Below are 20,594 nucleotides of genomic sequence, written 5' to 3'. Positions count from 1 at the left end.
TGTCAGGTGGTTCTGGAAATCATGATGGGCCCCCGGGGCAGCGGGCCTACCGCTCAAAGTTCTGCATGTCTGGAGCGGAACATTGTGAAATTTTTGCCAAAGCTAGCGAAACGGCTGCCTTGTTGACAAGAACTTTGAGGACTTCTTCCGGGTTTTTTGCATAGTGCGTGACGGAACTTCCCCGGCTTGACCACCTTATGCAGGCAGCGTATGCAAACTCCTTTAGATGAGCCTGCCACCGCTAAAACTCTCTTCACCTGCAAAGGTCAATTTATCCCTACGCGTGCTTGGAAAGCGGGAGGACGGTTTCCACACCGTGGAGACACGCATGTGCCCCATCAGCCTGGCGGATGAGGTCACGGTCACCCTCAAGGGATCCGGCGAGACGGTGCTCACTTGTTCCGATCCAACCATCCCCACCAATGAGAGCAATCTTGCCCTGAAGGCGTTGCATGCCTTCGAGCAGCGCTTGGGGTCCACTTCTTCCTGGGACATCCACTTGGAGAAGCGCGTTCCCCATGGAGCCGGATTGGGTGGTGGCAGTAGCAACGCAGCGACAGTCCTGCTGGCTGCGAACGAACTGAGTGGCACCCCTTTTAGCACCAGCGAACTGTCAGCCATTGCGGCCGAGATTGGCTCCGATGTCCCCTTCTTCCTCCATCGAAAGCCGTGCGATGCCACGGGTCGAGGGGAAGTCGTCACCCCGGTGGAGCATTTTCCCTGGAGGCTTCCCTTGGTGCTCCTGAAGCCACCCTTCGGCATTCCCACGCCATGGGCCTACAAACGTTGGAAGGAATCCAAAGAACTCCCCGGCGTGACTTATGCGGCCCAACTCTGCGCTTGGGGCGAAATGGTGAATGACCTCGAGCGGCCGGTTTTTGAGAAGTGGACCATGCTGCCCACCCTGAAGACGTGGCTGCTGGACCAACCTGAGACACAGGCGGCACTCATGTCAGGCTCCGGCTCCACAGTCTTTGCCGTGACCCGCTCTGCCGCAGATGCAGGCCTGCTGGCAGAACGCGCCCGCACTCTGTGCGGCGAGACGACCCACGTATTTGTCGCGGAGACCCTTTGAGCAGCCCACTCAGCCCCAGCGGCATCTGGGCAAAAAAGTGGGCTGGGAGGACTCCCATCCTCCCAGCCCTGGCATCAACCTCAACACACGTCCCGCTTTCGCGGGTTTGATTGACAACAACCAATCACTCTCAAGACTGACAGCACTGCAATTGCTCACAACGCTGTCATAGGTGTTAGAGTCTCCCGGTTCATCCGTGTTCAACATTGTTGAACATTTTTTGAAAAAAGTTGGGCGATCGTTTTCAGCCCTTCATCCCGATGCAAAACGCCCGGCTGGAAAGGTTTGTCGTCCCGTGAGCGCTTCTCTGTAGCAGCCCTACGCTGAAGGTAGTGAAGCCGTTGCAGCATCGAGGTCAGGCAGTCATGACGCCTCGTGCGACGCCGCCTCCACTCCAATCGCTCACTTCACCTACTTCCCTTTCGGAATCCGATTGAGCGTGTAGTACGCCTCCGGACGCACCAATGCAGAACCTGCTGCTGACTTCACGCCGGGGAGGTGCAGTTCATGCACGAATCCGGCCCGGAGACCTTCGCACGTCAGGCGCACGGTTCTGCTATTCTCTCCTACGGTGGCGGTCGCAATCTTCACCGGTGCAGACTCCACTTCATCACCGCCGTATTTCTGGTGGTAGAGATAGGTGTAGCTGGTCATCTCATAACTCTTCACATCTGCTGCAGTCTTTGCATCCACGGCATCCGTGAAGGTCAGCAGGAAGCCATCGGGCAAAGCTTCCATCTTCTCCACTTCGAAAGGCGTCTTTCCATTCCACTTGATGCGCTCCAGACCGAACGAGCGTGTGCCTTGGGAGTTCCAGCCGCGGTTCGATTCACCGACGAGCAGCGAGCCATCAGGGAGGAATGCCAGACTCAATGCGGCACTCTGGAGACCATCGACAAACCGAAACACGGCACCCTGGTACTCGCCATCCACTTTCTCCAGGAACACGCGGTTCACGCCAGAGAGAACGAACTCCCCGACGAAGAGTTGCTTCTGGAAAGGACCGAACTTTCCACCCGAGAGATCGCACACCAATCCGGTGGGACTCTGGCCCGCCTTCACATACGGGAACCACACGGCAGGAGGCACATAACCGGGCACGACCTTCATCGCTTCCGGAATGGTGATTTCTTGGGGCAGTTTGCCCACGGGCTTCACCGGCGAAGTTGGACGCTCCATGTCCGGCACGGAATCCGCATGACCAAAGAAGACGCCCTTGCGCAAATGCACCAACGGATTGGTGGACCACCAATTGCCCTGCTGGTCGGTGCAGAACACATCGCCTTCCGCATTGGCGCCGATGCCACAGGGGGATCGCAGTCCTGCGCACATGGGTTCCAGTTTGCCTTCCGGCGTCACGATCATGCCCCAGCCACGCCAGGGCTTGTCCGTCTCGCGAAATCCAGCCATCTGGACCTCCTTGCCCATGGAGGCATTGAGCGTGAGCCAGAGATTGCCCTCTTTGTCCGGTACAGGACCGTAGGCATATTCATGGTAGTTGCCACTCACGCCCCACCCTTTCGCCAGCGTGACGTATTCATCGGCGACACCATCATTGTCTGTGTCGCGGAGGCGTGTGACCTCGGTACGCTGCACGGTGATGAGAGCTCCCTCATGCCAGAGCAGGCCGAGGGGCTCATGCAACCCCGAAGCGAAGAGCTTGTAGCCCACTGCTTTTCCATTTGTGGGATCCGCTTCGGGATGCTCCAGGATCCAGATCTCGCCTTTGCGCACGGAAACCGCGAGCCGCCCATCCGGCAGCACCGCGAGACCACTGGCCTCGAGTTTGATGCCATCTGGCAGCACGTACGGAGTGACCGTGTAGAAAGGATTGTCCTTCATCACCGGCAGCGGCGCGCTCGGTGACGCCGCGTGCGTGATACCAGCGGTGACAAGGGCAAACAGGGTGGTGGCCAGGGAGGCTCGCATCGCACTAGGGAACAATGGATTCTTCAAACGTCGCCGCGCCATCCTTCCACACCAGCGGCTGTGGTTTTGCATTCTTCGAGATGCCGAGGAAGTACCAGCCGTCAGAGGGAACCCAGCTCTTCACAGTAACCGTGCGTCGCAGAGACTTCTTGTCTGCGGAGGGGCGGATGGAATCTTCTACCATGAGGCCTTCCACTAGATAGAGGAAGATTGGAACGCCATCCTTGCCGATACGGTATCCCTTCGAGATGTAGCCAGCGCTTGTGCCATAGGTTTCCGGCCAGGCATCGTTCGCGCTCGTGAGCTTCGCCAGGGTCATGCGCGCGGGGAAGGTCTGCACCTTCTCACCCAGCGGCTTCGCAGGGGTCATGGCGCGCTCTTCCCAGGTGGTCATGGCATCGACGAAACGCCCCTTCCACGCGATGGCCCAATGCGCCTCCAGTGCATCAAAGGCCACGTGTATTTGCTGGGGGAAACCGACAGCCACGGCATGCATGCCGGCACCTTCCAGGAAGGTGCGGAACACGATGGGCTTGCCGGTCTTCTCCGGCTTCAACTCATAGTCGCCCGTCTGTAGCAATCCTTCCGGGAGGCGTGATTGATCAAGCTCCTTCAGATAGGTCCATAGCATTTCAATTTCCTTGTCCGCAGCTTTTCTGCCAATGAAGAGCGGCGGCATCAGGGTACCCGGTTGGGTGACCTGCGGATTGAGAAGCAGTTCCTTGAAGTACTCCGGCTGCAGGCGTTGCGCCGTGTGCGTGAGATTCACCACCGGCACGCCGAGGGATTTGCGGTCCTTCAGTCCGTGGCACGACACGCATCCGAGCCCCCCCTTGCCCACGCCGATGAGGGTACGGCCATTCTCGGCGCGATGATGCTTGGCGAGACCGCTGGTATCCATCTCGACTGGCTTCTCTGCTTTGCACGCCTCCTGGAACCCGGCGATGAAGTCCTGGGTATTCTCCTTGCCGAAGCGTGGCATGCGCGTGGTCATGTAACCGCGCACACCACCACCGCTGCCCCAGAGGAGTTTTTCAAACCAGGCGCGCGTGAGTTTGCGCCCCACGTTGTCGAGCTTGGGAGGCAGACGACCGATTTCTCCCATCGAGTGCGCAGCGGCCTCATACACGGTGAGGTACTGCGCCCGCGCCTCTTCGAGTCCGCCGGTGGCGCGCCATTCATGGCAGGCATAGCAGTCCATGCGGATGAGGAAATCATGCGACTTCTGCGCGACGGTCTGTGGCGCAGGTTTGGCCGGACCCTGGATCAACTTCAGCGCCAGCGTGAGTGCCTTCACCTGAAACTCGCTCAAGCCGTAGTCGGGAGTGCCCGCCTTCTTTTCCTTGGAGAGACATCCCTGACCCGCACGCAGTTCGGCCATGGCTTTTCCTCGAGGGGCAGCTTCGCCCTTCGTTGCTTCGGCGACAGTGGGTGTCTCATGACATGCATCACAGCGCTGCGAGGTGAACTGTCTCTTCCCCTCCTCCGCGCTCTGCTTCGGCACGGCGAGCAGGGTACGCTCCTGTACCACGAGGGGCTCGCGACTGATGTGGAGATACGCGGAGAGATCCGCCGCCTCTTGATCCGTGAGCTCCGTGGAAGGCATGCGACCATGCTTGCGGATGCTGAGCGGATCCTTCAGGAAGGCGGCCAGTGCATTCGCATCATACCGATCTGCGAGCAGGATGGGATAGGAAGGGTGGCCGGGCTCTTCCACTTCGAGATTCGCCGGAGCTTCTGCAGGGCGATAGTCCGCCACCGCTGCGGGATCATGGCAGGCCACGCACCCTACGGTGTGATACAGTGTACGACCACGTGCCACGTCCCCTTGGGGGAACTTCCTTGGCTCCTTCTTTAACGTCGCGAGGTAGCTGACAAGGGCTTCGACAGCCTTGGGGTCACGGTCTTCCCCGGCGAACAGGCCGGGCATCAGCGTTCCCTTCTTCCGATGCTGCGGACTACGGATGAAGAGCCAGAGGTCATCCTCACCCAAACGTGAACCCACGCCATCCAGCGAAATCTTCGCACGACCGGGCAGACGTTCCTTCCACTCCGAGGAAGGAGCGTGGCAGCTCACGCAGTTCAGCTCGCTCAACAAGAGCAAGCCACCCTCCGCGACCTTGGCATCATCATCCTCCTGCGCGGTAAAGCGATCAAAGCCGCCCACATAGGGATAGTCCGGAGGCGCAGCCAGTACTGGATGCGCCGCCACCTTGGGACAAGCGACCCACACACCCAGAAGGCAGGAGACGGCCACGAGCCATCCCTTACCCCTTGTCCCCTGACCCTTGTCCCTCGTATTCCTCATTTGCCGCGCTTCTTCGCTTCTTCTTCCAGCAGGGCGATCCAGTGCTTCACGAAGTGACCATTGTCATGGAAGGTACGGCCGCTCACGAGATTGCCATCCACCACGCTCGGCTCATTCACGTAGATGCCGCCGCACACCTCGAGGTCGAACTTGCACTTCGCCACCGTGGCCATCTTGCGTCCGCGGACGCGATCGGCACGCGCTGGAATCTCCACACCATGGCACACACTGCCGCAGGGCTTGTTGTTGTCGAAGAACCACTGCGTGATGCGGATGAGGTCCGCGTCTTCACGGATGTACTCCGGCGCGCGGCCACCGCTGAAGAAGATGCCGAGGTATTCCTCCGGCTTGATATCGGCGAAAGTGATGTCCGCCATGATGCTGTAGCCTTCCCACTCCTTCGTGATGGTCCAGCCGGGCTTTACTTCATGCAGCACCATCTGGTAGCGGCGTTTCTCCGGTGCCGCAATCACCGGCTCCATGCCGGCCTCGATGAGGCGGTAGAAGGGGTACAACGTGTCCACGGTTTCCGTGGCGTCGCCGACGATGATGAGAACTTTGCCGCGAGACATAGAATTTGAGTAGATGAGTGGGAGAAGTGTTCGAGTTGAGTATTGGGGATGCAGTCGTGAATCAGGCGTCAGGAGTCAATCGAGTTTTGCCGGAATAGGAGGCGTGAAATCAACGGACGTCTCGCGTACGAACTTGCTCTGACCGGGCTCACTCATCGTCGTGTAGGGTCGATACAAAGGACTCATATGTCTCCCGTTCCTGCTTGCCGCCGAGAGCCGCAGCTCTCTTGTACCAGCGGAGCGCGACGGCATCATCGCACAACACGAGAGCGTAGAAGTTGCCCAAGCTACTTGCTGCTGCGGCGTCCCCCTTTGCGGCTCGCTGCTCAAGCATTTGGCGTTCCGCAGCCGTCAGGTTAAGACTGTCGATCAAGGCAATCTTGCCTTCATGCTCCGACCCCCGAGAAACGCATCCTACCATCACCGTGACGAGCAGCGCAACGGTCATCGTTTTGCCAACGCCGATGAGAGCTTTGCCTTTGCTCATGAATGTTCAGGTGATGAGTATGTTCCAGTCTTGGCTTTGTATCGCTCAGCACGCAGACTGAGGCCCATCTCGCACGCCGCTGCATGCATGGAAGTCCAAAAGGACTCGGTCACGGTGTTCGCCGATGCAAGCATCTCAAGCTCATCCAAGGCAAGCTCAAGTTCATTGTGGTCAAGAAACTCGGTATATGACTCAATCCTTCCACCTTCTTCCCCTGACAAAGGCTGCGCAGGCAAATGCCTACGCGCCTCTTCGAGATGTGTTGAAATTCGTTTCCAGCTCGTCGCGAGTGACATGACACCAGAAAACTACAGAGCGCGAACACAGCCGTCTAGATAGTCTTTCGCACGAATGATCTCCTTCGTCGTCTCCTCTGCCGTGGGCAGAATCGGGATCCCGCGTGGCGTGGGGTGCATGAAGATTTCCGTGAAGCCCTGGAACTTGATGTCCTTCAGCGCCTTCACCAGAGGGACGAAGTCGAGCTTGCCGCGACCGGGCATCTGCTGGAGTTCCTCCTCCTTGGGCATGGGTTTCATGCAGCCCATGCCGTACTGCCAGGCGAGGAGGATGGAGAGCTTGCTGCCCAGCGTGCGGATGAGTCCGGCAAGGAGTTCCGGGTCCTGCGGGAGGTGATAGGGAGCCAGATCAATGCCGAGCGGAAGGTCACCGCCGAACTCGGCGAGCCACTTGATGGAGTCCGGCGACTCGATAAGGTTCTTCCCGTGGTTCTCGACGGCGATGGTGATGCCGTGCTCACCTGCTTTGACCAGGTGAGGCTTCAGTTCTTCTGCGAACGCTTTGACCGCAGCCTTGAGTTCCTCCCCGGTGAGGCCTGCCTTCCCCTTGCCTCCGGTGACGATGATGCTGCCGCCGAACTTTTTCAGGACAGCGAACTCATCCTGCAATTTGAAGGGACCGAGGTCGTAGCGGGTGCTGACCTCCAGCTTCACGTCGTGCTTCTTCAGGAGTTCCGCCACCTTGTCGTGGCCGAGTTCATCCATCTGCTCCCGCTGGGAGCCGTGCCTGCGCGGCCAGACGTCCAGATGTTTCGCCCCGGTCTTGGGCGTTTCCGCGATGACGACATCGATGGGCAACTCGCCGTACATGGCCGAGCCCGTGAGGTACTTCAGCTTGAAGGGCGCATCCTCGGCTCGCATGGGGATTTGCGGTAGGGCAAGACTGGCGGCTGCGGCGGCCGTGCGTTTCAGGAGCTGTCGACGGTTGAGAGAAGTCATGGTGTGGGAGACGCACCTTAACGCATCAAGAACGCGCGTCCCTTTCCTTCGATTTGCCGTAAATCAAAAAAACGTTTTTCCGATGCGTCACGCGCGATCCTGAAATTACCAAAATCAGCGTCGGCCTCTCCACTTGCACACCCTTCCACCGACTTCATAATGATTTAGCAGTCTGCTAGGGAAACCTGACCATGAGAAGCCGCCTTTTCACCGCCACGCCACTGACGCTGTTTCTCGCCCTCGGCATGTCCGAGGTCAGTGAGGTGAAAGGGGCAGGTGAAACGCCGACGAGTCCCGTGCCCAAGGCGGAAGCGGTGCCTGAGGCCGTGTTGCAAAACTCCAATCCCGCAGGGCCGCCCGTGGTGGAGACGCGCCGCGCCATTGTGGAGGTCCCTCAACAGGACACCTCCCCGACCATCTATGATGCCGTGGTATCGGGCGACGCAGAGCTGGTGGACAAGCTGCTGCGCACCGGCACTTCCGGCCAGATGGTGACCTCCTCGGGCGATACGCCGCTTTGTCAGGCATTGCGCGCTGGCCGGCCGGACATCGCCATCAATCTCGTGCTCCATGGAGCCGACCCGAATACTCCGGGTCTTGGCAAACACACGCCAGTGGCGCTTGCCTCCCTGCGCCGCCACCCCACCCTTCTCCAGGTGCTGCTGGAAGCAGGCGGTGATCCCAACAAGGCTTTTGGCAGCCCTGTAAGTGCGGAATTCCTCACACTGGTACCAGATGGCTACCTGCGCTCCGAGATGAAGCGCGAGCATCGCGTAACTCCGCTCATGGCCGCCTCGGCCCGTGGCGATGTGGAGGCAGTGACCCTGCTGCTGAAGCACGGCGCGGACCGGGGCATCGCCACCCAGCCTCGCTACCGCTACGCGCTGAACTTTGCCGCCGACCGTCGCTACCTCTATGTGATGCGCCTGCTGCTGGGACGCAGTCCGGACACGGAGCCGCACATCCTGATCACGATCAACCTCAGGGATCAAAAGGCCAAACTGGAGGTGGAAGGCAAGCTCATGCTGGAGACGAAGATCTCCACCGGGCGCCGTGGGTACGAGACGCCGGCGGGGCGCTACGTCATCACAAACAAGTACAAGGACTGGACCTCTACCATCTACAAGGTGCCCATGCCCTACTTCCTCCGGTTGAACTGCAGCGCCATCGGCCTGCACAGCGGCTACGTCACCGGCCGCCCTGCCTCACACGGCTGCATCCGCCTGCCGCATGAGATGGCGAAGAAGTTCTTCTCCATGACCACGGTGGGTGATGAGGTCATCATTGAGCATTGAGGCATCACCGGGATGAGCCAGCTCACGCGTGCCATCACCTCACATCAGCTCGAGGAAATCGGGGTTGTGCTCAAGGCACAACCCAGAGATGCAAGCCTGTATACCTCAGCGCGCGCGGAAAAACCCTCTACCGCTTCGGGAAATAGCAATCCCACATCGCGTTCATCAGCTTCTCCTGGCCGGCGGAGTCCAGGGCGTCCTGGTACACAGCCACATCCACGATATCCCCATCGAACTTCTCGTTGGGTTCCAGCTTGGTATCCGAGGGCAGCGGATAGTAACCGATCGTGATCTGGTCCATCATGGGCATACCCTTGGGAATCGTGATCTCATCCGCCTTCACCACCTGACCATCAGGCGAGCGCACGGACAGACGGATCTTGCCTTCAGCGGAATTCCAGACTGCCACCACCACGGACCACGCCCAGGGGGAACCTTTGGCCTCAAACTGCTTCGGACGCACCAGCGGAAGCACGAGATCCGGCCCATGCTGCACTCGCACCCAATACTGCCCGGCGATGTGGCTGTGGTGAATGCTGATGGAATCCTTTGAGAAGCTGGAACTCACCAGCAGCGGACGGATGGACTTGTCCTTTTTCGAGGCATTGGCACGAAAAACTGCCGCGAGGGTAACGCCCTTCGAGCCGGACACGCCGTTACCCGGAGCTTTCAGCCCGACACTGGAGTCCAGCTGATGGCGCATGCCCTGATTGCCATTGAAACCAAGGCGTGCAGACTCCGTACCAGGACCATTGATATCCCCCACCGACACATTCGGCGCGTTGTCTGTGACGGAGCCGTGCGGCCTCATGTACACTTCCTTCAAGCTGGGAGCCAGATTCCTCCAAGAGTGGATGCGCTGGTTTCTGAGCGGGGTCTTGCGACCCTGCTGGCCATTGTCACCCTGGTTCCAGATTTCCACGCCTCCCCGGAAGCGCCAGGTGAGCTTGTCCTCGAAGGGCAAGGTCAGAGACAGGGCCGTGGGAATGGGTGGCTCGGAAGGCTTCGGCGGCGAAGCAGGAGCTGCGGGCGAGACAGGCTTCGAGGTCGCCTCCGTTTTCACGCCGGCAGAGGATTTTCCCTCGTCACTGCGCTGGCTGAGAAAAAGGAAGAAACCACCTGCCAGCAAGACGGGCACACCTGCGAGGATGAGGTTCTGGTGCTTCTTCCACCCAGTCTTTGCCTCGGCGGGGCGGGTCACTGCGGCAGTGGAGAGCACACGCGGATTCACCGTGACCACACCGGAAGTCGCACGAGCCGGGGCGCTGCGCTGAGAGTGCGTCGCGCGGGGGGCAGCAGGCGGTGCTGCCACAGCGGTACCACCGGACATGCCGGAGCCATTCGCGGCATAGGCAGCCTGGCGAGCGGACGCGCCTGACATCGGCGGGCGGGCCACCGGCGCCGGAGGCGGCGTGGGCGTGGAGGACGGACGGGAGACAGCGGCGGCAGCCGATTTCAGGACCGGAGCAGGCACCTTGCCTTCCAGAGCTTCGTCGAACTCGCGGCGCGCCATGTTCGCGGAAGAGGGACGCTCATTGCGATCCAGCGAGATCATCCGGTTCAGCCAGGCGGCAATGGCAGGAGGAGTGTCCTTGCGACGCTGCTCCACGGACTTCACCTGATGGTTGAGGTGGGCGTCCATGGTGCCAGCCATGTTTTCACCCTCAAAGGGGAAACGCTGGGTCAGCGCCTGATAAAACACGCAGCCGAGCGCATAGATGTCCGTGCGGGCATCAAGCGGCTCACGGCGGAACTGCTCCGGCGCCATGTAATAGATGGAGCCGAAGACGTTGCCCTTGCCGTCCATGGTCTGGCGGCTGGGCGTTTGTGAGAGCTTGGCAAGACCGAAGTCGAGGACCTTCACCGTCCAGGAACCGGTGATGGTGCGCTTCAGGAAAATGTTCTCCGGCTTCAGGTCGCGGTGAAGGATGTCCGCCTTATGTGCGGCCACCATCGCATCGAGCGTTTGGCGAACGAGACGCGTGAAGTCCTCCCAGGTGAGCGCGCCACGGTCGAGCGCTTCCTTGAGGGTCTTGCCCTCCAGCATCTCCATCACCACGAAGGTGCCGTCCTCATCACGGTCAAAGTCGAAGATCTGGACGATGTTCGGATGCTGCATGGCGGCAAGGACGAGGGCCTCCCGCTGGAATGCTGCCTCAGCTTCTTCCTCTGCCGCACCATCATTTTTGTTCAGCAGCCGTTTGATGGCCACCTCCCGCTTGAGGGTGCGATCGAGGGCGGTATACACCTCACCAAAGCCGCCTTGGGCGACTTTTCGGACAAACTCGTAACGCTCTGCCATTGTTATAGTAATTTCACTCGTTCGAGTATTTGGTCAATATGAGTGCTAGCAAAAATTAGCAAATTTTTCAGATTTTTTGGCCTTTGCCCCTCAAAACCGCTTCTTTTCGCAAAGTTTGGTGATGTGGACGATAGAGGAGCGCAATTCTTAGACTGAATGGAACCGAGAATGAATTCTGCTCCTACACTTCAGGGCTAGATAAAAATTTAGACCGACAGCTATCTTGGACATCCTACGCCCTGCAAACTGGGACAGTCCTGTCCCGTGAAATGAAGGGGCCTTGGAATGCGCACAAGAGTGGGGCAAGTGACGTTTCCGTACCTGCCCCTCCATGCAGATGAACAGATTGGCCCTTGCCTGAAGGAGATGCTTCCTTCACCGTCCTACGGTTGCCCGACCCGCAGAGGTCGCGTCCCTCTTCCTCTTCGTCGATCGAGGCTAAAATCCCCCATGCAGACTACGACTAGGACAAGACTGTTGTTCACCCTTCTGGGCACGGTCATCGGAGGTCTCGCTGTTGGGACCGTATTCGTCTTCTATGCCTTGGCCACCAAGCACCACTACCAGGAACTGGAAACCTTCTATCGCGGAAACGTGGCCGGACATGAGGTGGTGGGCATTTCCTATTTTGATTACCACGGCGTCGGTTTCATGGAGTCCAACAAGTGGAAAGTACAGATGCGGCGTGCGGACGACCAACTGGTTACTCTCTACCAAAGCAGGCCGCTCTTCCAAGAAGCCCTCCCTCACCAACCGAAGATCGAGGTCCTGGACAACGTGATCCACATTGATGACGGCATCGTAAAACTGGCCATCACCGTGGAAAAGTGATGGCGCCCCAACAGGAAGTCGGGTCTTCTGACCGGACAGCGGTCGGCGGGTATTCCTACCCGCCGTACACATCCTGCATCGTAACTAGCGATGTGGCCTCTCGGGCCCCTGTCTGCAGCGTGACCTGACTCGAAGTTGCAGTCTGAAGGACTGTAGGAGCCCAGCCCAAGGTTAGGGAGCCATAGCGACCGACACCTTGGGTAAACGTTAAAAGCACTGGGACCCTGAAGGGGTCCAGGAGAAGGACACTGGGTCTGTTTCGAACGTCTCGCCAATTCGCATTGCTCCGGAACTTGCCGGTTTATCGCGCAAGTCTTGATGAACCATTTCACTCTGGCTGGCCAACGAAGTCATTTGTCCTAACTGACTATTCGCCCTCACTCACGCTTCGCCACCCGATTCTGATAAACTCAGGCAGGTAAGACGGCGTGCAATTCTTGGCCACATGCTCGTCCTTGTAGAGCCCCAGGGCCTCCCCAAGCTTGATACATCTAGCTCGAAACTTCGGCTCATGCACCCCAATCTGGCCCGCGCAAAAGTTCATCGCCCATTGCACTTCCGGTTCCTCAGCCGCCATGTTGCTTTCCAGGGAATCGAGCAGCTCGGCACTATTCCCAGGAGGCGCCTGCCCGACCCAGCGCAAACGCGCCTGGTGATACCAGAACAAGCGCCGTAGCATCGGGGAAGAATTCCCCTCCCACACCGCCATCAGAGCGACCAGCTTCTTGTCTTTCGTCAATTGGTTCGCCAGCAACCAATCAGCCAATTGACTGCGCTCTGTCAGGTCATGCCCAAGCATGTCCGAGGCCAGCTCATTGAGGACCTCTTCCGAGAGCAGCTTGTTATCAAAGATGAGGGTCGCGAGCAGACGCGGGTAGAACTCGCCCGTTGACCAAAGCTCCATGGCAAGAGGGTGGTCCTTCTTGATCACCTTGCCATGCGCTTTCAGGTCACCCAGCTTCACGTTTCCGTTCGTGATCTCGGCGACAAGTTTCTGTGCTCGGGACGATATAGCCATGGTGTCTGTCTCCGGTTTTAACTCGCCGGACGCTACAACTCAGCCAACCGGCCCGCAAGGGACGTTCGTTCTACCATCAGTGCGCGAGCGCCTAGCACCGGGTTCAAGTAGACCATCAAGGACGAACCGCCTTCCCAACTTCGTCCCAAGAATGAAATGAATTTTTTGCGTCAGAGTTGCGAACTGTCAGACAAGTCGCGGAGAAACGTTGGAGGAGATCATGCGAACTGAAGGCCGGACTTACTTTTCATGTCGTCCATGCGGACTGGACGAACACGAGCCACTTGAGGTTGAGCCGCAGAAAATGCACTTGTTCTCACCATGTCCGTGCTGGTGCTTGCGATGCGGACTCGAAGAGCAAGATCCGTAGGATGATGAACCACAGAAAACACAGCTCCGGGAGTTCCCGATATGCTCGTGTCGCTTGTGTGGACTGCTGGAGCACGTGCCATAAGAAGACGATCCGCAAAACTTACATTTGTCCGCCATATCGCAAAAGATTGACGTAAACAGATGAAATAGGAAAGCGTCTATTACTGATACTTTCGAGTAAACGCCAGCGGAGTTGCAGCTACAGCGCATGGTTAGTCCTCATGGTGGTGGACTTACTCATGAAAAGGAACGTGGCCAACTTACCCAACGCTAAAGCTCAGCAAACCGCTGGGCGAGACAAAAGTCATCGCCTCCGCTTCCAGACGCCGCCGCCCAGTGGGTTGGCTGCGACGTCTGGTTGGGCCGTGCACTTCTTCTAGCCACGAACCGCTGCTTCGATCTCGGCGATGTCGATTTTCATCTGCTTCATCATGGCTGCCATCGCCTTGGCGGACACCTCCTTGTCAGGACTCGTCGTCAACTCCGTCAGCCGCTTGGGGTAAACCTGCCACGACACCCCGTAGCGGTCTTTGAGCCATCCGCAGTGGCTTTCCTCGCCGCCATTCGCGGTCAGCGCCGCCCAAAGCCGATCCGCCTCAGCCTGATCGTCCGTCGCCACGGAAATCGACACCGCCTCAGTCAGCGTGAACATCGGTCCGGCGTCGAGTATCTGGTAGGGCACTCCGCCCAGCGAGAAGTCAATCACCGAGAAGGCACCATGTCCGGCGTCGGCAGAAAAGGTCTTCTCGATCCGGCTTCCTGGGATCAGGGAGCAGTAGAATTCAGCAGCTTCACGGCCTCGCCCGTCGCGGAACCAGAGGCAGGTGCGGATGGAACTTGTCATAGTATTGTTCGTTGCAATTAGGTTGATGGTTTTCGGGTCGTTCAATGCTACGACGAACAAGCGAGCGACTTCAGGACATTCATTTTCAATTTTCTTGGTCACGGGGAAAAAGGCTCAGCAGCCGACCGACAAAAGCTCAGCCAACCGCCGGGCGTCACTGAAGTGTTCGCATTCATGTGCAGACGTCGGCGGCCTTGGCGGATTGGCTGCAACGCATGGCTAGCCCTTGGGACGGTAGGGGATGAACTTGGGGAGTTTGGAGTCGTATCTGCCACGCTCGAAAAGGGAAACGACGCAACTCCATTTGTCTGTCCCTTTGCGCTCACCCCTAACGCATGAATTCCGCACGCTGTCACTCAGGAAGCCACATCGTCATGGCTTCTCGAGGTGAACATCGATGGGAACGACGCGTTCTTTCGTCTTGATGAAATCGCCGGGCTTTACATTCCTCGCCATGGTCCCATTCGCATGCTGCCAATCGTTTGAGTTCACTTGTGAAAAGCCAAAACGTTGCAGGCACTCGATCATCTCTGCGGTGGATGGGTGAGGCGAAGAGGCGTCAGCCGGCTCGTGCCATGGTTGGGAAGTGATGATGACACTTCCCCCGGTAAGGTAGCCGGGGCGTGTTGCTTTGAAGGCCCTGTTCTGCTCCTTGTCTTTCCAGATCAAATGTTTGGAACCGACGTAAAGCGGCTCTCCATACTTCTTGTAACAGTCTTCTATCGTCATGGAATTCGGCGTATGGTGTGATGATCGCTCAAGTGGGCCTAACGACTCCAAGCTCAGCGCCAGCCCGCGGCCGTCCGTTGCAGCCCATGGTTAAGCGACATTCTAAAATGCACGGGAAAACTTGATGGTGTCGATAGTGATGGCGTCTTCCCACGAATCGCTACCCTGCTTCTTTTCTTTGACGGCAACGGTCACCGTTGCAGGAAGGGCATCGAACTCTGCCTGCCAGCCCGCCGGGACGGTATAGTACATGACTGGCTCATCTGGGTCGGCCAATTCGATGAAGTAGGCGGACTCGGAGCCGGGTTGGCGAGGAATCGGGATGTTAAAGTAGTGGCCTTCGGCGCGTCGCTTGGTGTCCTTAAGAAGCAGTGTAAGCTGGGCACTCCACGCGTGCTCGATCCACGCATCGGGGATCGTGACAAGGGACGAGTCACGCAGTACAATCTGTCGCTTGTCCGGGGTGTAAGTTCCCAAATAAAATCCATCGACCCGCGACTCGTCGGCTGACGTAGAACCCCATGTGGCGCCTAAAGTGGGACGATCGAGGAGGAACATGAACCGCGTCGCGCCGTACGTGAGGCCAGCGAACACCGAGATGGAAAAACACAGTAGAAGGATTCGATCGAGGCTCACGAGTAGAAGTCACCTAACATACAAATTGCCTGCAACCACGCAGGAGAATTCGAACCCGCTACAGCAGGCACATTTTCAGGCCATTACCAGCTTCAGCGTTGCAGGCATTCAGGAAAAGAAGCCGAAAACGTATGTTAACGGGCAAAAACGCAGGACTTGCCCGCCTTTTGGGCAGCCACCACGTGCTCAGGAGTCAGCCTGTCGATGTAGGCAGCGGCAGAGGGCATATCGAGACGAGATCTTTGCCAAACGTCGGAGACCTGGCATCTGCTACCGGGCGCGTCCCTCCGATGCAGATGCTGGTTGAGGTTTATTGCCACCCTTCGAAGGCGGCTCGGAACGGGTAGCCGGTTGCCCAGCGCCATCTTGTCCGCCCTTTTGTTTCGATTCCGCAGCGTGTTCAAGAATGGAGACGACATCGCGAAGTCCCTTTTCACGAGCGACTTCGATCGCGGTCTTGCCATTGACCTTGAGGCTCGCATTGGCGCCGGCCTCAAGCAGGCGCCGCACCACGGCCGCCCGGTTCTGATAGACGGCCATGAACAGTGCGGTCTCTCCCTCACCGCACGGGAGATCGACTGTCGCTCCGGCCTTCAACAGCATCTCGACCACCTCCACGTGACCTCCATACGCCGCTTGATGAAGATGCCACGTGGGTTCGAACCGCTCAAAATGCTTGTAGTCGTTCACGCCATCCGGTTCCGCTCCGGCGTTGAGGAGCATCTGCACACTCATGGCGTCCCCATGAACACAGGCTCGATCCATAAGCCAGTACAGTTCACCTGGACCGATGGCCTTCTTAACCGCCGGAATCACGTTGTTCTGGGGCTCCGGCTCATCCCCTTCCTTTTCGGCAAACGCGTCCATCGGCAGCGCCACGAGAGCGACTACGACTAGATTGATGATGGTTCTCCAGCGATTCATATTTTTGAGGCGAGCAACGCAAGCTCAGCGACCCGGCCCGCGGGACGTTACGATTGCAACCACGACATTCAAACCGGGTTTGCTGTAGCATTTGGTTAGACCTCGGTTGATTCGTCATTGATAAGGTCCTTTCGGGCTTCTTGCCACTCTTCCCAACAGTTTTCGGGATCAATGTCCTTGTAGCCTCGCTGATCCTCAATTTGGCGCACCTGATCGGGACGAAGAGCAATCGACGGACAAACGTCATGAATCTGAATCACCTCCTGTTCGGTGAGTGGACTTCCCTTTGCACGCCCCCGATTGAGGAGCGTAGCTACGAGACTTGGCACAGGATAGATGATGAGTTCCTCAGATTCACTCATGATGCTCAAGTTGGTGGAACGCTAAAGCTCAGCCAACCACTGGGCGAGACAAAAGTGATCGGTTTCGTCCCCAGGCTCCGCCGCCCAGCGGGTTGGCTGCAGCGCTTGGTTAGGCGCCGTCGTTGATGGCCACCTTCGAGAGTTGTCGGACAAGTGTCTCCACGTGCTTCACATCGTGGATACCAAGAAATCCGTAGTCAGCGATCTCGTCACTGCTGATCGCAGTGCACCCGAAAATGATGTCACCTGAGCGATCAGGTTTCTGCACGCAGCGAATGTCGCCGAGATGCTGCGGCTCACATGATCGAATGGCAGTCGATCGACACCAATCGCCCTCGAGAATCAGTGCGCGCTTGTCGGTAACGACATAAGCCGTTCGAGCCGCCTTGAGTCGCATGCGGTAGGGGCCAGAAAGCAGCCAGACACCAATAAGCAAGAACGGAAGGCCGAACAGCTTCGAAGAGTCGTCACCTTTTACCATGCAAAAGATGGTAAAGGCAGTCCATGGGATGCCGAACAAAACGTCGCCGATGCCGCGCCAGGCAAAGCGCCCCGGAATCGGCTGTCCCGTCCAAACAACACGCTCGCTCGAGTGAAGCTCCGCTTCGACAAGGACGGCAACGTCTTTGGGTAAGTTGTTGTCGCGCATCACGGTGAGCGGGAAGCGGCCTAGCGGCCTATCAGCGACCCGGCCCGCGTGACGTTACGATGGCAACCAAGGCACAATGTCCGGGCTCGTTGCTGCGCTCGCATAGGCGTTACGGTTATTTGTTGGTTGATAGAGGAGTTGTGCCAAGAAGCTCAAACTCAGAGAAAAGCCCGGCCATGACGGAATGGTCGGAAAGCACACAGGCACCAACAAGACGCTGACCTCGTGCCTGCTCTGCCTGAATGATAACGCAATGTGTCTGTGTGCCGGACACCTCGTCGCGGTGAAGCGCGTATTGCGGCACTATGATGTTGATAGGCTCTCCAATCGGCTGGCCGGTGTCCTGAAGTACAAACACCGCACGACCGGCGGAAACATCTTCGGCTGTCGCCGCTCTGCCGGAAACAAACGCGAACTCAGAAAGCGGTGGCCAAGTCACTATTGATAGTGGGTTGAGTTTGGATTTCTTGCCGTACGGGAGAAGCGACGCTTCGTGAGGAGTGGAAGAAAAGCAAGGGGCGAAGACTTCGCAGGACGCATTTGTACGTCACCCCCAAGTTCTCTCTGGTCAATTGGCACATCGCACTCAGTATCAGGCTATCAACCATCAACATTCGGCCATCAACTCTATATCCCCCTTCTGCGACCTCCCCGTCCTCTGCGGTTCCTCCCCTCCCCCTCCCACGGACTTCACTGGACCCTCCACCCAAAATGGTGTATAAACACCATACCCCCTGCCGCCCCTGCCTCTGCCCCCCAGAGAAAAAATTTCGCAAAATCGAATTAAGAAACGTCCAGAGGCGTCGTTTCCGGGCAAATCTTAGGTGAATACTCAACCTGCTCCGCTCATGAAAGCGATCCTAGCCCTTGCCGCGCTGACCATCTCCAGCGCCGTCTCCCTCCATGCTGCCGCTCTGCCGGAGGCTCAGAAGATTGACGCCATCCTGGCCAAGGAATGGGAGAAGAACAACCTGAAGCCCAACCCACCCGCCACCGATGAAGTGCTGGTGCGCCGGCTGTACCTGGACATCGCAGGCCGTATCCCCACCGCAGAGGAGACTCAGGAATTCGTGCGCTCCAATGACCCGGCGAAGAAGACCAAGCTCATTGACAAGCTGCTGGGCAGCGACGGCTACACGAGCAACATGTTCAACTATTGGGCGGACGTGCTGCGCCTCACGGACAATGTGAAGGGCCGTGTCACCGCGGAAGCCTATGAGGAGTGGTTGAAGAAGCAGCTCAAGGCGAACACGCCCTATGATCAATTTGTCCGCAACCTGATGACCACCGAAGGTGGCGTGTGGGACAGCGGCTCCATCGGCTTCTACATGCGAGACGAGAACAAGCTCGATCACCTTGCCTACACCGTGCAGGTCTTCCTGGGCACGCAAATCGTGTGCGCCCAGTGCCACAATCATCCTTTCGATAAGTGGACGCAGATGGACTACTACGGCATGGCCGCCTTCACCTACGGCATGGACACCCGGGGCTATGAAAAGAACGCCCTGAAGAGCCTGGCCCCCAAGGGCAAGAAAGGCGCCAAGGCTCCGGACGTCGACCGCGCCGCGCTGAAGAACATGACCAAGGACCAGCGCAAGGCCTACATGGCCGAGCAGCGCAAGAAGATGGAGGCCACCGAGGCCGAAGAAGCGAAGAAGCCGCAACTCAGCCGCGCCGATGTGGAAATGGTGCGCAAGTCCTTCCAGGATGTGATGAAGCCGCTGCGCTACACCAGCATCTCCTGGACGGACAAGCTGCCCACGCTGCCGGCGGACTACAAGTATCCCGATGGCAAGGCGGGCCAGTCCATCCAGCCCAAGGTGCTTTTCGGCCATGAGGCGGACATCGCCGGCAGCCCCACGCGTCTTGACGCTTTCTCCAAGTGGATGACCTCACCTGAGAATCCCCGCTTCACCACAGTGATCGCAAATCGCATGTGGAAGAAGGCCTTCGGCATCGGCCTGATCGAGCCGGTGGACGAGATGATGGACTCCACGGTGCCCTCCAACAACGAGCTGATGGAGTACCTCACCACGCTCATGCAGGAGAAGAAGTACTCGCTGAAGTCCTTCCTCCGCGTGCTGTACAACACAGATACCTATCAGCGCATGGCCACCGCCACGGAAGTGCCGCTGGGCGAGACCTACCACTTCACCGGTCCCATCCTGCGCCGCATGAGCGCCGAGCAGGTGTGGGACTCCATGGTGACGCTCTCCAGAGGAAACATCGATGACCGCGTGGAGGACGACAATGTGCGTCTGCACCAGTACCTTGATGATCTCAGCATGTTCCTGAACACGGTCAACTCCAAGGGACCCGAGGCCCTCGTGGAAGTCGCCAAGCAGGGCAATGCGGCACGCGTGGAAACGGACAAGAGGATTGCCGAGCTCACCGAGCAGGCCAAGCAGATGCGCGAGAGCGGTGGCAATCCGGATGCGGCGCAGAAACTGGCCCGCGAAGCCGCGCGCCTCCGCAAGGGCAACTCCAACGACGTGCTCGAAGCCCTGCTCGGTGAGGAACGCGCCCAGGACCTTCGCAGGGGCTATCAACCCGACAAGAAGGGCATGAGCGCCTATGACAAGGCGGCACTCGCCGCCCTCTCGAAGGAAGAGCGTCGCGAAGCCATGAAAATGGGAGGCAGTCTTTCCCTGAATGCGCGCGCCTCGGAACTCCCCTCGCCCGCCAAGCCCGGCCACTTCCTGCGCACCTTCGGTCAATCGGATCGCGAGCTCATTCAGAACGCGAGCGACGATGCCTCCGTGCCGCAAGCACTGTCCCTGCTCAATGGCCCTGCTTCCGAAGTGTTGGGAAATCCGCTTTCCAAACTGAGCCAGGATCTGAAGAATGCAGACACGCCGCAGCAGAAGCTGGAGCTCCTCTATCTCTCCTTCCTGAGCCGCCAGCCTACGAACAACGAGCGAGCGGTACTGGCACAAGTCATTCAGCAGCGCGGTGACAAGGCCGTGGATGATGTGACGCACGCGCTGCTCACCGGTTCCCAGTTCCTCTTCATCCAGTAGTTTCCC

Annotated in this window: 19 protein-coding genes; 4 read left to right on the top strand and 15 right to left on the bottom strand. The window is 58.4% G+C overall.

The window, feature by feature from the left end; genetic code table 11:
- The first annotated feature begins 226 nt into the window (after nt 1-226).
- Complete coding sequence (gene ispE, locus DES53_RS06260) at nt 227-1,075, top strand: 4-(cytidine 5'-diphospho)-2-C-methyl-D-erythritol kinase (RefSeq protein WP_113957381.1); 849 nt, start codon at nt 227-229, stop codon at nt 1,073-1,075.
- A gap of 411 nt (nt 1,076-1,486) precedes the next feature.
- Here the strand turns inward: ispE and DES53_RS06255 are convergent, their stop codons facing one another.
- From DES53_RS06255 to DES53_RS06230, 6 genes are all read right to left on the bottom strand, one after another.
- On the bottom strand, nt 1,487-3,004 hold the full coding sequence (locus DES53_RS06255) for a DUF7133 domain-containing protein (protein WP_113957380.1): 1,518 nt from the start codon (nt 3,002-3,004) through the stop codon (nt 1,487-1,489).
- Between the two features lie 4 nt (nt 3,005-3,008).
- Nucleotides 3,009-5,261, bottom strand: a complete 2,253-nt coding sequence (locus DES53_RS06250) for a c-type cytochrome (RefSeq protein ID WP_170156900.1) — start codon at nt 5,259-5,261, stop codon at nt 3,009-3,011.
- Between the two features lie 47 nt (nt 5,262-5,308).
- Nucleotides 5,309-5,884 (bottom strand): DJ-1/PfpI family protein, encoded by a 576-nt coding sequence (locus DES53_RS06245; RefSeq protein WP_113957378.1) that lies wholly within the window; start codon nt 5,882-5,884, stop codon nt 5,309-5,311.
- 148 nt (nt 5,885-6,032) lie between these two features.
- Nucleotides 6,033-6,371 (bottom strand): hypothetical protein, encoded by a 339-nt coding sequence (locus tag DES53_RS06240; RefSeq protein WP_113957377.1) that lies wholly within the window; start codon nt 6,369-6,371, stop codon nt 6,033-6,035.
- Entirely contained in the window at nt 6,368-6,667 is a 300-nt protein-coding gene (locus DES53_RS32825; protein WP_170156899.1) for a hypothetical protein, read from the bottom strand. Before DES53_RS32825 ends, DES53_RS06240 begins: the two co-directional genes overlap by 4 nt.
- A 12-nt stretch (nt 6,668-6,679) precedes the next feature.
- Complete coding sequence (locus DES53_RS06230; protein ID WP_113957375.1) at nt 6,680-7,606, bottom strand: sugar phosphate isomerase/epimerase family protein; 927 nt, start codon at nt 7,604-7,606, stop codon at nt 6,680-6,682.
- Between the two features lie 191 nt (nt 7,607-7,797).
- Between DES53_RS06230 and DES53_RS06225 the strand changes: the two genes are divergently transcribed.
- Entirely contained in the window at nt 7,798-8,901 is a 1,104-nt protein-coding gene (locus DES53_RS06225; RefSeq protein ID WP_113957374.1) for a L,D-transpeptidase family protein, read from the top strand.
- A 127-nt stretch (nt 8,902-9,028) separates the two neighbouring features.
- On the opposite strand, the gene DES53_RS06220 is transcribed toward DES53_RS06225, so the two are convergent.
- Nucleotides 9,029-11,203, bottom strand: coding sequence for a serine/threonine-protein kinase (locus tag DES53_RS06220; protein ID WP_113957373.1), 2,175 nt, complete (start codon nt 11,201-11,203; stop codon nt 9,029-9,031).
- A gap of 450 nt (nt 11,204-11,653) precedes the next feature.
- On the opposite strand from DES53_RS06220, the gene DES53_RS06215 reads away from it, so the two are divergent.
- Nucleotides 11,654-12,034 (top strand): hypothetical protein, encoded by a 381-nt coding sequence (locus tag DES53_RS06215; RefSeq protein WP_147263242.1) that lies wholly within the window; start codon nt 11,654-11,656, stop codon nt 12,032-12,034.
- 367 nt (nt 12,035-12,401) lie between these two features.
- On the opposite strand, the gene DES53_RS06210 is transcribed toward DES53_RS06215, so the two are convergent.
- The 8 genes from DES53_RS06210 to DES53_RS32430 form a co-directional block, all read right to left on the bottom strand.
- On the bottom strand, nt 12,402-13,052 hold the full coding sequence (locus DES53_RS06210) for a DNA alkylation repair protein (protein ID WP_113957371.1): 651 nt from the start codon (nt 13,050-13,052) through the stop codon (nt 12,402-12,404).
- Nucleotides 13,053-13,800: 748 nt separating this feature from the next.
- Complete coding sequence (locus DES53_RS06205) at nt 13,801-14,268, bottom strand: VOC family protein (protein WP_113957370.1); 468 nt, start codon at nt 14,266-14,268, stop codon at nt 13,801-13,803.
- A 372-nt stretch (nt 14,269-14,640) separates the two neighbouring features.
- Nucleotides 14,641-14,997: a hypothetical protein gene (locus tag DES53_RS06200; RefSeq protein ID WP_113957369.1), complete on the bottom strand. Its 357-nt coding sequence runs from the start codon at nt 14,995-14,997 to the stop codon at nt 14,641-14,643.
- Nucleotides 14,998-15,099: 102 nt separating this feature from the next.
- Nucleotides 15,100-15,633, bottom strand: a complete 534-nt coding sequence (locus DES53_RS06195) for a hypothetical protein (RefSeq protein ID WP_113957368.1) — start codon at nt 15,631-15,633, stop codon at nt 15,100-15,102.
- Between the two features lie 270 nt (nt 15,634-15,903).
- A complete protein-coding gene (locus tag DES53_RS06190) occupies nt 15,904-16,557 on the bottom strand; it encodes an ankyrin repeat domain-containing protein (RefSeq protein WP_113957367.1) in 654 nt (217 codons plus the stop codon).
- 95 nt (nt 16,558-16,652) lie between these two features.
- A complete protein-coding gene (locus tag DES53_RS06185) occupies nt 16,653-16,919 on the bottom strand; it encodes a hypothetical protein (protein ID WP_113957366.1) in 267 nt (88 codons plus the stop codon).
- A 109-nt stretch (nt 16,920-17,028) separates the two neighbouring features.
- Complete coding sequence (locus DES53_RS06180; RefSeq protein WP_170156898.1) at nt 17,029-17,571, bottom strand: hypothetical protein; 543 nt, start codon at nt 17,569-17,571, stop codon at nt 17,029-17,031.
- Between the two features lie 112 nt (nt 17,572-17,683).
- Entirely contained in the window at nt 17,684-18,007 is a 324-nt protein-coding gene (locus DES53_RS32430; protein ID WP_147263241.1) for a hypothetical protein, read from the bottom strand.
- 409 nt (nt 18,008-18,416) lie between these two features.
- Here DES53_RS32430 and DES53_RS06170 point away from each other — a divergent pair, with 409 nt between their 5' ends.
- Nucleotides 18,417-20,588, top strand: a complete 2,172-nt coding sequence (locus DES53_RS06170; RefSeq protein WP_113957363.1) for a DUF1549 domain-containing protein — start codon at nt 18,417-18,419, stop codon at nt 20,586-20,588.
- The last annotated feature ends 6 nt before the right edge of the window (nt 20,589-20,594 follow it).

It is taken from the genome of Roseimicrobium gellanilyticum, from assembly GCF_003315205.1.
GTDB classification, from domain to species: Bacteria; Verrucomicrobiota; Verrucomicrobiia; order Verrucomicrobiales; family Verrucomicrobiaceae; genus Roseimicrobium; species Roseimicrobium gellanilyticum.
The sequence above is the reverse complement of the archived record's forward strand: the minus strand, read 5'-3'. Positions and strand labels throughout refer to the sequence as shown.